General features: G+C 34.4%; 10 protein-coding genes. 5 read left to right on the top strand and 5 right to left on the bottom strand.

The window, feature by feature from the left end; genetic code table 11:
* Positions 1 to 158 precede the first annotated feature (158 nt).
* Complete coding sequence (locus Q0617_RS08875) at positions 159 to 1334, top strand: calcium-binding protein (RefSeq protein WP_298752570.1); 1176 nt, start codon at positions 159 to 161, stop codon at positions 1332 to 1334.
* Positions 1335 to 1517: 183 nt separating this feature from the next.
* The gene (locus Q0617_RS08880; RefSeq protein ID WP_298752572.1) at positions 1518 to 3161 is read left to right on the top strand and encodes a cadherin repeat domain-containing protein; all 1644 of its coding nucleotides are present in this window, start codon (positions 1518 to 1520) and stop codon (positions 3159 to 3161) included.
* A gap of 5 nt (positions 3162 to 3166) precedes the next feature.
* Here the strand turns inward: Q0617_RS08880 and Q0617_RS08885 are convergent, their stop codons facing one another.
* From Q0617_RS08885 to Q0617_RS08900, 4 genes are read right to left on the bottom strand one after another with little or no spacing between them, the layout of a single operon-like run.
* A complete protein-coding gene (locus tag Q0617_RS08885; RefSeq protein ID WP_298752574.1) occupies positions 3167 to 3778 on the bottom strand; it encodes a response regulator transcription factor in 612 nt (203 codons plus the stop codon).
* Positions 3779 to 3784: 6 nt separating this feature from the next.
* Positions 3785 to 5167 (bottom strand): HlyD family type I secretion periplasmic adaptor subunit, encoded by a 1383-nt coding sequence (locus tag Q0617_RS08890; protein WP_298752577.1) that lies wholly within the window; start codon positions 5165 to 5167, stop codon positions 3785 to 3787.
* Positions 5157 to 7337: a type I secretion system permease/ATPase gene (locus Q0617_RS08895; RefSeq protein WP_298752579.1), complete on the bottom strand. Its 2181-nt coding sequence runs from the start codon at positions 7335 to 7337 to the stop codon at positions 5157 to 5159. Before Q0617_RS08895 ends, Q0617_RS08890 begins: the two co-directional genes overlap by 11 nt.
* Complete coding sequence (locus tag Q0617_RS08900; protein WP_298752581.1) at positions 7327 to 8637, bottom strand: TolC family outer membrane protein; 1311 nt, start codon at positions 8635 to 8637, stop codon at positions 7327 to 7329. The genes Q0617_RS08895 and Q0617_RS08900 overlap by 11 nt, the downstream gene beginning before the upstream one ends.
* Positions 8638 to 9177: 540 nt before the next feature.
* Here Q0617_RS08900 and Q0617_RS08905 point away from each other — a divergent pair.
* The 3 genes from Q0617_RS08905 (at position 9178) to Q0617_RS08915 (ending at position 11036) form a co-directional block, all read left to right on the top strand.
* Positions 9178 to 9792, top strand: a complete 615-nt coding sequence (locus Q0617_RS08905) for a DUF6088 family protein (RefSeq protein ID WP_298752583.1) — start codon at positions 9178 to 9180, stop codon at positions 9790 to 9792.
* A complete protein-coding gene (locus tag Q0617_RS08910; RefSeq protein ID WP_298752584.1) occupies positions 9785 to 10768 on the top strand; it encodes a nucleotidyl transferase AbiEii/AbiGii toxin family protein in 984 nt (327 codons plus the stop codon). The genes Q0617_RS08905 and Q0617_RS08910 overlap by 8 nt, the downstream gene beginning before the upstream one ends.
* Positions 10769 to 10862: 94 nt before the next feature.
* The gene (locus tag Q0617_RS08915) at positions 10863 to 11036 is read left to right on the top strand and encodes a hypothetical protein (RefSeq protein WP_298752586.1); all 174 of its coding nucleotides are present in this window, start codon (positions 10863 to 10865) and stop codon (positions 11034 to 11036) included.
* Here Q0617_RS08915 and Q0617_RS08920 read toward each other — a convergent pair whose 3' ends face one another.
* Entirely contained in the window at positions 11037 to 12491 is a 1455-nt protein-coding gene (locus Q0617_RS08920) for a VWA domain-containing protein (RefSeq protein WP_298752588.1), read from the bottom strand.
* Positions 12492 to 12661: the final 170 nt, after the last annotated feature.

A 12661-nucleotide genomic window follows, 5' to 3' on the forward strand; every position in this document is an offset into this window, starting at 1 on the left:
GTGATAGTTTTACATATACAAATTCAGAGGGTAATACGGCTACGGTAAATGTAACCGTCAATCCGGTTGCTAGTGCACCAACTGTGACTGTTTTACCAGATTTGACTCCTGAAATTGTACAGGATTATGAAGATGAAACCTTTACAGAGTACGATCCAATGATCAATTCTAGTACCAGTACTGGTATTTTAGCATTTGATGGATATGCTAGAAGCGTTTCTATGAGCATTAAAAGTTTTGACGGAACAGAAGGAAAAGATACTGGAACCGTTGAATTGTTAAGAGATGGCGTAGTTATAGAAACTTATTCTTTAAATGATTATCTGACTACAAATCCTAGTGGATCAATAGGTATACCTCTTACTTTTACATCTGATGTTTATTTTAATGAAGTTCGTGTAAGCAATACATCTACAAATGATCAATTTCAAGTGAAAGATGTAACTCTTGTTTCCCCTTATTTAGTGACTTATAGTATTGATGCAAGTGCAACAGTGACAGATGATGGTGAAATTTTGAGTAATCTTATACTCAAAGTCCCATCTTCTTTAGATGGGGTATTAGTAGTTGACGGTTTTGCTCCTAATGCTATTTTGAGTGCAGACGGTGACTATAACTACTATTCTATTCCTGCAGACAATGAGAGTGTAGAATTAATATTTGATTTTGTTGATGAACTTACCGCGACGGAATTGACTGACTTAGGAACTTTAGTTGACACTATTACTGGTAGCGCAACTTCTTGGGAAAGTGGGGATGGTTTCGCACTTGCTGCAAGTAGTGGCAGTGATACAATTGCTGGAACTACTGAAGATAATGAAATTTTTGGAGAAGAAGGTGATGATGTTATTTTTGGAGGGGATGGAACTGATACTCTCTATGGTGGAGATGGTGATGATACAATAGCTGGCGAGGTTGGTGATGACTATATAGATGGTGGCGCTGGAGCAGATGCTCTATACGGTGGTGCGGGCAATGACACTATTGAATATGATACTTTAGATACACTGATAGATGCAGGAGATGGCAGCGATGCGCTTATAGGAAATGCAGAAACTATCAATCTTGCTAATGTAGACAATATTGAAGTGATTCAGCTAAGTTCTGGTGCGACGGTAATTGGTACTGGTGATGCTAATGCAATTAATCCAAGTGATGTTATGGATGCAACGGATGGAAATAATACATTAGTGATTGAATCTTCAGATGAAGGTGCATATACAATTAATGTGGATACTACTTTATTACAGTTTAGTGAAAATGTAGATGGTTATAATATTTATACCGATGATACTGTTACTTTAAAAATAGAAGACAGTATTATAGTAGAGTAATAATTTCTATTTTACTTGCAGTCAATCACGACTGCAAGTAACTCCTTTTTATCAATACTAAAGTACTATTTACATGTAAATTTATATATGTTAGTATTTTTGTATAAATAAAACTCGGAGGTGCAAAATGGCTACTGGAAAAATTGTAGGGCAGATACAGGTTACAGAGGGCAATATAAAATTGTGGGTATAGATGGAGTTGTTCGCGAACCTGTGTATGGCAGTTTTATGTACGAAGATGAACAGATTATAAGCGATGATGCAGGTGCTCTGTTTCAGATTAAGTTTTTAGCACTTCCGGAGGCATCAGCATATACCGGTGTATTTAGAATTTTGGCAGACGGTTCCGTTATCCACGGCAGAGATGCAATGCAAAGCATAGCTAGTGATGAGAGTTTGGTTGATATTTTAGAAACAGCTGAAGTTAAAGAAGATAGTGAAGATTTAGAAACAGCAGCCGGTGAAGAGGAAGCTGAAGGAAGCACTGCTTTTACTGAAACTGATATCGTTGCAGACTCTAGCGTACTGGGATTTAGCAGAGGTCCAAATAGTGCGCTTGGATTTGGCGTAACTGAATTTGGCACAGAAGATGTTGTTTATGACATTGGACAACTGTATGTTACTTCACCCGATATTACTCCATCTGAGGTAACTTCGCCTGATGTTAATCCATCTGATTTAACTCCGCCAATTTTTACATCTTCTAACATAGCACTTTTCAATGAGACGGACACAGCTCCTGTTTTGCAGGTTACGGCAAGCAGTGAAAATGGTGTCAGCTATAGCATCTCAGGAGGAGATAGTGAACTATTTACTATTGATCCAGTAAGTGGTGTTTTAAGCTTTAAAGAGGCGCCTGACTATGAAAATCCAAAAGATTTGGATAGTGATAATGAGTATAACCTATATGTAACAGCAACAGACTCAGCGGGGAACTATACAACTCAACTTTTATCAGTTCCTATTAACAATATTACAGGAAATGTAGAGACTGCTCCAGCTGATAGCTTAGTTCTGCATACATTTGACAGCCCTCCAGGCAATAATAATGAAGGTTGGATTGGCGAAGGTAATGAGAGCAATATGGGAGGAGGAAGCACTACAATTCCGCCAAATGAACTAGGATGGTTTACTCAAGACAGCGACACAAGATCGCATGATTTTGATCTGAGTGATCATGTAGATGAAGAGGTAAATATTTCGTTTACGCTCGGCGTAAATGAGTGGGAAGGTGATGATACCTTTATAGTAAGAGTTTATGACAGTGAAGATAGTGTCATACAAACTCAGACATACTCTCCTGATAGTGAGGGGCTTGGGTATTATGACTATGACTTTGATGTTACCGTTCCCGAAAATGGAATTATCAAGGTTGAATTTCAATCGCAAAATACTGAAGATCAGGGAGGAGACAAGGAGGCTTGGAGTATTGACAACTTTGAGATAAGTGGTCCTGATGGAGAACAGGTTCTCACATTTGAAGGAGAGAGTTCATCCGGAGGCACGATAGATATTGGGGTATTGTTAGATCAAAATAATGATTTTGAGGGTGATGCTCCAGATTCTATAGATGAAATCGATCTCTCTAGCGGTGATTATACTTTGTCAAATATCACATTGGCTGATGTTGTTGATATAACAGATGGTGACAATGTACTAAAAGTTACGGGAGAGAGTGGTGATGGAGTAAATAATTTGACAGATAACGGATGGATACCTGATCCTTCACCTACAGTTACAGAAGATGGTTATGCTACATATACAAATATAGATGATCCGAGTGTGCAGCTTCTTATCGATGTAGATATACCGATTGAAACAGTTTAATTTTGCTATTTAAACTTTAGTGCAAGAGAGATTCTGTCAGTTACATTTGCCTTTTCAAATATATTGTGAATATGGCTTTTAACTGTAGATAACGCAATTTTCTCTCTTTGCGCAATCTCTTTATTACTTAAACCTTCAGCCACCATAAATGTGATGCTTTTTTCTTTTTCTGTTAAAGATGATACAAAGTCAGGTTCATCTTTCTTTTTGTTTTGAATATATTTATTAATAATAAAATAGGTCAAATCAGGAAAAAGCCAGTTGTTTCCATTTTCAACTGTAGAGAGCATTTTTAGCAAGTTTTCTTTGTTTATATAGGAGTTTTCATATCCTTTGATGCCGTTTCCAAGCAGAGTTGATGCATGATAAACTTCAGGCACGGCATTAAAGAGTAAAATTATTGCATGCGGATACTCTTTTAACTTCACTAGCGTCTCTTCAATATTTAGTACACTCATCTCATCTAACATTACAATAACTCTGTTTTTCTCTTTTGTCAGATACTCTCTCAATTGATCAAAGTTATCTATATAAATTGTGTCATATGAATCTTTTAAAGCACTTTTCCAGTGCTTTAAAATAGATGACATCGTAGTAAATAGTATTATCTTTTTCATGGAAGCTTACCTTTCGCTTAGTACATTTTCCCGTGCACGCAATATTGGTTTTAATATATAATCCAGAACAGTTTTTTTACCGGTCATAATATCAACACTTGCAGTCATACCGACAATTATATTAAGTTTTTTATATTCATTTCCTAAGTAGTTTTTATCAGTTTTTATGCGGACAAGATAGTAGTTCTGTCTGCTGACTTCATCATAAATAGTATCAGCACTAATATGGGTCACTGTACCTTCAAGTGAACCGTATATTGCAAAATCATAAGCAGAAAATTTTACAATAGCTCTTTGACCAGGAAATAAAAAAGCAATATCAGCAGGTCTGATTTTTGCTTCAATAAGTAAATTGTCCTGTGAAGGAACAATTTCTATAATATCCATTCCTGGCTTAACAACACCGCCTACTGTATTTACAAGTAGTCGTTTAACTTTTCCATCAACAGGGGAGCGCACAAATGTGCGCTTGACTTTATCCTCTCTGGCAATATTTGCTCTCTCTATTCGAGACATTTCAGCTACAACTTCATTGAACTCCTCTTTAGCGGCATTGCGAAATCGCAATTCAACTTCTTTGATGTTATTTCTTTGCTCCTCTATAATAGAGTTGAGGCGCGGAATAGAGAGTTTTGTTGATCTCATTTGTCCTTCGATGCTGCTGGCTTCTCTTTGAAGTTTCAGATATTCAACTTCTGATACTATTCCTTTATCAACAAGCGGCTTATTGAGTTGCAGCTCTCTTGTGATAAAATTAAAATTTTTTGTAAGATTATCCAGTTTTGCTTCAGCCTCTTTTAACTCATCTTTTTTTTGTTTTAAGCGGCGCTGATAGATAAGTATATTGTTTTCGAGCTGCTCTTTGTTGCTTAGATATAAAGATTTTTCACGGTTTATAAGTTCAGGTGCATTTTTTTTAGCTGTTTCACTTACTTTAAAAGGTGTTCCGGTTGATTCTGCTAATAATCGAATCGATTTCGCTTGAAGTTCATTGTAGCGGAGTTTGCTCTCTATAAAACTACTTACAAAACTTGTGTCGTCTATTTTTATAAGAATATCGCCTTTTTTTACATTTTCTCCCTCTTCAACAAGGATTTCGCTTACAATTCCGCCTTCAAGATTTTGTATGACTTGAATTTGGGTAGATGGAATAACTTTGCCTTCGCCGCGAGTTAGATCATCAATTTCCGCATAGTATGCCCAGTAAATAAGCCAGCCAATGAAAAAAGCACCGATCCATAACATTATTTTGGTTGATAGTGTACTCTGGTTTAAAAGCGCAGCACTGACAGAGTTCATATACTCTAAATCTTCTTCATTTTTTATACGAAGATTTTTAATATCTTTTTTTTTGTAAGAGTACTCTACAAAGTTATCTTCAAGACCCATGAGCTACTCTTTTTTGTTGTGTTTGCAGTTGTTTTATAACATTATCATGCGTATCATCCAAAATAATTCTTCCTCTGTCAAGCAAAATCAATCTTTGTGTAAGCGCAAGCAGAATGTTTTTATGCGATATTAAAACCATTGTTCTCTCTTTTTGATAACTGTTTATAGCTCTGATAAAATGGTTTTCATGCGTGCTGTCCATAGAGTTTGTCGGTTCATCTAGCAGAATAATAGGCGCTTGGTGTATAAACGCTCTTGCGATTGAGATGGATTGTTTCTGTCCGCCGGAGAGTCCGTCGCCTCTTTCACCAACAGGCATGTCGTAACCCATAGGATGAGCATTGGCAAAATCGCTTACGCCGCTTAACTTAGCTACATGTAAAATATCTTCATCACTTGCCCCCGGGGAGCGTAAAACAATATTTTCTTTTAGCGTTCCTTGAAACAAAACAACATCTTGCGGTACATAGGAGATATTGCGTCTTAAATCTGCCGGATCTATCTGTTTTATGTCAATTCCGTCTATTAAAATAGATCCTTCCGTTGGCTCATACAAACCCAATATAAGTTTTTCGATAGTCGTCTTGCCGGATCCGTTTGTTCCTATAATGCCGACAGATTCTCCGGGATTTATAACAAAGCTTATATCTTCTAGGATTTTATTGTCAGTTTCAGGATAGGTAAAACTTACATGCTTAAACTCTATTTTTCCTTTAAAAGATGGACGCTGAACATAGTTTTTTGCTTCTTCGCGTTCAACTGAGAGCTTCATAATGGTATTGATAACATCATATGCAGTTTTTGTTTGTTGAAAATTCGCAATAAGTGCAGCCACTTGACCAAGCGGGGCAAGCGTTCTTGAGCCAAGCATAACAACAGCTATCAATCCACCCATTGTTAGAGATTTTTCTCCTATTGCATAAACTCCGCCGATTATTAAAGATGCAGTATTTAACTGAACTATAAAATTTACAAATGTTGAAATAGAGTTTGATAAAATTTTGGATTTTAGACCTTTTTGCGCAACATCACCTGTAGCCTCTTCCCATTTCCATTGATATTGACCGCTTATACCCAAGGCTTTTATCGTCTCTAATGCGGTGAGTGACTCAATTAAAACAGCATTTTTATGTGCAGAAGCTTCATATGTGTTTTGAACACTGCGTCTCATCGGTTTTTCAACAATGATGCTGTAAATGATAATAATTAAAGCACCAACGATAGGAATAAAAATCAACCAGCCACCAATTATATATATAATAAATAAAAAGATTAGGGTAAAGGGCAGATCAATAATGGTAGCAATAGATGAAGCGGTAAAAAACCCTCTAATAGAGTCGAAATTTTTTAAGTTGTTTGCAAAAGAGCCTATAGATCGAGGTTTTGATGCTATTTTTAGATTGAGAACATGCTCAAAAATAATAGAGGACATAATGACATCGCTTTTTTTGGCTGCATTTTCCAGAAAATAGGAGCGTAGAAATTTTAAAACTATATCAAATATATAAATTGCAATAATACCTGTTGCAAATACCCAAAGAGTATCCATAGCATTGTTGGGTACAACTCTGTCATAAACATTGAGAGTAAAAATCGGTGTTGCCATAACAAATAAATTTATTAAAAAAGAGGCAACAATCACATCTGCATATATACCGGAAAAGTATCTTAGTGTTCCCCAAAACCAGTGATGATTTTCATGTTTGAGTAAACGGTTATGTGAATCTTTATATTGATGATTGTGTTTAAGCAGATATGCAAAATTAATATATTCAGCTTCTAAAAATTCTGTTTTTACCCAGTTTTCACCTTCACCGATTTCAGGAAGTATAATTTTTGCATATTTTCTGTCGGGACTTATTTCTGTTAAAATACAAGCTTTTTCACTCTCTTTGTCACCTTTTAAAATCAAAATAACAGGCAGAAGAAGAGGGGATATATCTTTAAATGAGTAGTCTATTAACTTAGAGCTAAATCCTGCACGCTGCGCTGCGCGATGAAAAGCAGATTTTGAACCTTTGGAATCAAGTGAAAAAAGTCTAGGAGTAGTTCTTCCAGGCGGAATAGGAAGATCAGCAATCAATGCGTCTGCACTAAAAGGACGACCATAGAGCTTGGTGAAAATCACCAAGCACTCTAGGAGCGGATTCTCAATTTTGTTACTCAACAACTACATCCATCTCTTCTAAGATTTTACCAGTATATGCTAAAATTTGGTAGTATGCTATTAGACGGTCATACTCAGTTATAACTTTGCGGTTTTTTGCACTGTTGTACTCAAGTTCAATATTTAAAAGATCGATAATGCTTCTTCTTCCTAGTTCATGCTCTTTTTGATAATCAGAAACAGTTTCACCACTCGCTTTTATCGTGTTTTCTAGGTGAATTAATTGCTGTTTTGTTGATTCAAATGTTTGCCAAGCAATTTCTGTATAAGCTTTTATGTAGAGTTTTGCATCTGCTAGCGTACTGTTTTTATTAAGCAATCTGTGTTGATTTGCTTGTTTGTTTGCTTTGTCTGCAAAACCATTAAAGATGTTATAGTTGATAACAAGAAGAGCGTTATAACCTGACTCCTCTTCATAAGCAGCTGGGAATGGATCTCCGCTTCCTTTTGAAGTGCCGTCTATATTTTTGTCCCAGTAAGCTTCTAGTTTAATATCCGCTTGCGGATAATAAGATGCTTCTGAGCGTTTAATTGCAGCATTTGCAGCTTGAATGTCTGCTTGTGAAACATCTATTGTAGGATTGTTTTGCATAGCAATCTCAACTAAAGATTCCAAATCATTAGCAGGAATATTTTCAATTGATGGTTTTTGTAAATCTGAAGCAGTTACTTCACCCGGATATATTCGTTCAAAACTAGAGATAGAGTTGTCATAATTTTGCTGTGCTAAATATTGGATACTTAGAGCATTTTCATAACGAGCTAAAGTTTGTTTATAGTCAGAACTGCGCCCAACTCCCGCTTTTACCTTTTCGTCTATTTGTGAAAGATATTTTTTATGTACTTCTACATTCTCTTTTGCGATTTGAAGCAGTTCATGATTTCTAAGAAGATCTATGTAGTATGTGGCAGTTTCAAGTGCCAGATTGTTTGCACTCTCTTTAACTTTATCGCTTGCAGATAAAACAAGTGCTTTTTGTTGTTTAAAAGCATATTTTGTGTCAAAACCTGCAAAAACATTTTGAACTAAAGTAACTGAAGCGTCTTGGCGTGTCAAATCAGACTTCTCTCTGCTGTTTGCTATAGTTTTTGTTTTTTCCGGACCAACTGAATAGGATAAATCAATTGATGGTAAATAGCCAGCTTGCGAACGAACAAGCAACTCTTTTTGAGTTAGATGATCCTCTTTTTTCATCTCAATTTGAGGGTGTGTCATAACTGACTTTTGAACCGCCTCCGTAATTGTCATAGCGCTCAATACTGCCGGTATCAAAGTTATAAGAACGAGTGATAAACCTTTCATTTGTTATCCTTTAATGTTAAATATGTTTTAGTATACTGTTGAATATATTAAGTTGTTCTTAACCTAATATAACTTAATTTAGTTTATGCATAGATTTTCAATAATTGTAAAAATATAGATACATTTTTATAAACAAGAGAAATATTAAGAAAGGATTAAATATTGAAAATACGAGTTTATTACGAGAAAGGAAACTTTTACTAAAAACCCCTATAAAGCCCATAAATAAAGGGTTTTGTATTTTCATAACTCTTCAAAATTTACCCTTTAAGAAAATCTTTTTGTCACAAGAAATGACACATCAAATCCACTTTTTGACACTCAAATTTTACATATCTTTCTAGAGTTATCTTTGGCTATCTTTTTTATCACATTATTTGTATTTCCTATAAAATAGAGTTGTCTTGGTTATCTGACTTATCTTAATAGTCTTTATATATTACATGATAGAAATAGATGACGATTATTACTTTATAAAGCTTAATAAAATCTAGAAAAAGATATACTTTTTTCTAGAAATATATTTTAAAGGAAATCCTATTGAAGCTCTATGATAGTGTATTTTATTTCATCTCTGGACATGGTAGGGGTTGGGCATTTTCATCAAATGATTTGATTAAAAAGTTTGAACGGCAACAAATAGATAATGTACTTTCAGATTTAGTAAAAGCCAAAAAAATCAGAAGAGTATCACGAGGGATTTACGACTATCCTAAATATAGTGAGCTTCTTCAAAAAGAGTTAAGTCCAGATATCGAGCAAGTTGCACGAGCAATTGGGAGAAAATTTAACTGGAGAATAGAAGTTTCAGGTGAGAGTGCTTTGAATATTTTAAATCTCTCTACCCAAATACAAGCAAAATATATCTACTTAAGTGATGGTCCAAATAAAAGCTATAAACTTTTTAATGATGTAGAAATAGAGTTTAAAAAATCTGTTTTAAAAGATATTGGTTTTAGATACAAAGAGAGTTCACTTATCGTTCAAGCTTTGAAGTCTCTTGGCAAAGAGCATATTACAGATGAAATTATAGAAAAAATAAAAGAGCAAATAGAGCCTAAAATGGTTGAAAAAATATTAAAAGATACACAAAGCACAACTGTGTGGGTTTATGAGATTATCAAGCAAATTTGTAAAGGTGATAGCCATGAATAAAGTAGCAAATTTATCAAAAGAGGAAAGAAAAGAGCTATTTAGTGAAACTGCTACACTTATGAACACAACAAATGCCATAGTTGAAAAAGATTTTTGGGTTGTGTGGACTTTAGGCAAAATATTTGAAGATGAGAGGTTGAACAAAATTCTTATGTTTAAAGGTGGAACAAGCCTTTCAAAAGTTTTTAATCTTATTGGAAGATTTTCTGAAGATATTGATTTGATTTTGGATTGGAGACTGGTAACAAAAGAAGATCCATTACAAGAGCAACAATCAAAAAACAAGCAAGTGAAATTTAACGAACAAATAAATGAAAATGCAAAAATATATATCAAAAATGAGTTACTGCCAATCATTTCGCAAATTTTATCACCACTTTGCACTTGCAACATTGCTGAAGATGGATTTTCTATCAATGTACGATACCCAAACGCCTTTGATGATAGTTATTTAAGACCTGAAATTTTACTTGAAATTGGACCACTAGCTTCATGGTTACCATCTGATAGTTTTGAGATAGCATCATTTGCAGCCCTTAAATTTCCACAAGTTTTTGAAAAAGTAAAATGCAGTGTAAATACGATAGTTGCTAAAAGAACATTTTGGGAAAAAGCTACTATATTGCACCACGAAGCAAATAGACCAAATGACTCCGCTATGCCTATAAGGTACTCAAGGCATTATTATGACTTAGCAATGATGGCTGAAAATAGTGTAAAAGATGATGCACTAGCCGATTTGGAGTTACTTAAAAATGTGGTTGATTTTAAACAAAAGTTTTATCCTAGAACTTGGGCAAAATATGAAGAAGCTAGAATAGGAACACTAAAGCTTTTGCCACCAGAATTTAGACTTGAAGCATTAAAAAAAGACTATCAAGCTATGCAAAATATGATTTTTGATAAAAAATTATCGTTTGATGAGATAATCAATATTCTAAAAAAACTAGAAAGTGAAATAAACAACACTTTGTAAAAGTAGTTTTTTTCTAAAAATTATGAATACCTATAAAGATATTTATAAAAGGAAGAAAACAATGAACGATATAAACCCAACTACAGGCTTACCGATGTCAGGCGGAGGAATTGATGCAGGTGGCACACCTTATGGCAATAGCTCTAATGGTTTTGATGATGAAACTAGTGGCGGTAGCTTCAATAACATTGCTAACTACTGGAGCTGGAAAGTTGATGTTGTAATTATGCTGATTGTAATTGGTGTAAATATTTATTTTTGGAACTAGCTACAAAGAGATTTTTTCAATCTCTTTGACCAAGTAATCTTTATCATCCCAAAGATGAGGGATAATCTCTAACATTTTTGAAGATATCCCATTTGCTTCTACGACATCAGCACTTAGTTTTATTGGTGTTCCTGCTCCATAACCAGCCAAATCCCAAAACAGAAGTTTACATTCACTATTGACTCGATGTTTATATTTATCAAAATATGTTTTGAAACTTTCACTACTTCTGTAGTAATCATCAGAGTACATTTGACAATCAGTAAATATAATAGCTTTATCCACTTTGATACCATCTTTTAAAAGTCTCTCAAAAGGTTTACTAACATAAGTTGCTCCATAATTTGCTCTTGAATTTATTATCAAATCAAACGGCTTAGTTGTATCAAAGCTAAACTCCTCACATCTATCTGCCCAAAAATAGAGTTTGAGATTTTGAGGGTTTATTTTTGAAGCGATTGAGGCTGTAAATAAAAGTGCATGTTCAAATAGATTTAGTCCCAATGACCTTGAACTCATACTTCCACTATCATCAATCATGATTGCTATCGTTTCATTTGGGTCGATGATAGTATCATCATTTTTTGTTGCTATCAAAAATGCCTCTTGTAGCACTTCTTTAAAAAGTGTACTCTTTGGATGATTTTTCAATGCCATATAGGTTTGAAAATATCTAAATGGCAATACTTTAGAGTTTTTAATTCTGTATTCATTGACAATATAACTTCTCCAAGATAAAAAAAGCTTATAATCAAACTCACCCTCAAAGATTTTACCGCTAAGCTTTAAAACCTCCATAAAACCCAGCTTTTTTGTTTTTAGACCTTCTTCAAAGAGTTCTTTGGCACTTTTATCTTTTGAGATATTTGTATGAATCGTATCGATTTTAGGCAAACTCTCATCAAGCACTTTTTTATAAAGTTCAAGATTTTTAGATGGTTTAGCGATGCGTATGATATCCTTGAGTTTCACTTTTTTCTTTTTTTGTTCATATTTTTTGAGTTGGTACTCATCAAATCTTGCTTCATCTAAAATATCTCTAAAAGCTCTTCGTATGCTATTTGGAACCATTTTATTTGGATGTCTAGAGTTCCAAAGTGAAACTATTTCTGTCATATCATCAACTCTTGCAATAGAGCCATAGACTGCTTTTCGAAGACACCCACTTTTGTCGTTGTGTTCAGCTAATAATACAATCAACACATGCGATATACTTCGCAAGTTCGTTTGCGTCCTTGCAAAAATAGAGAGTTTAGCTATAAAATCACTTTGATTAGATGCTATAAGATTTTTGATAATTTCTATTTTATCGTTCTCTTTTTCATAAAAACTATCCCCACTCATAGTGGCATTAAGTACTATGCTAGAGAGTTCTATTTTTGCGTCGTTTAGATAGTTGATACCGTTTTCATAGTTGTTGACTTTAGTAGTAGCTGTTTGGTTAAATTTTGACATGTATTGCTCCTAAAAATAAAAAGGGAGATGAAAGTGACTTGGACATTTCCACAGATAATTACGATGTAATCCAAATCCGTAATACTCCCTATTTAAAAAGAAGATGAAACCAAAAAGAGGGGTTGCTCACTTTGAGATTTTAAATCTCAACGCACAGAGTCTTTCATTTG

Origin of the sequence: uncultured Arcobacter sp., from assembly GCF_937982575.1 — a bacterium.
Classification (GTDB): Bacteria; Campylobacterota; Campylobacteria; order Campylobacterales; family Arcobacteraceae; genus Arcobacter.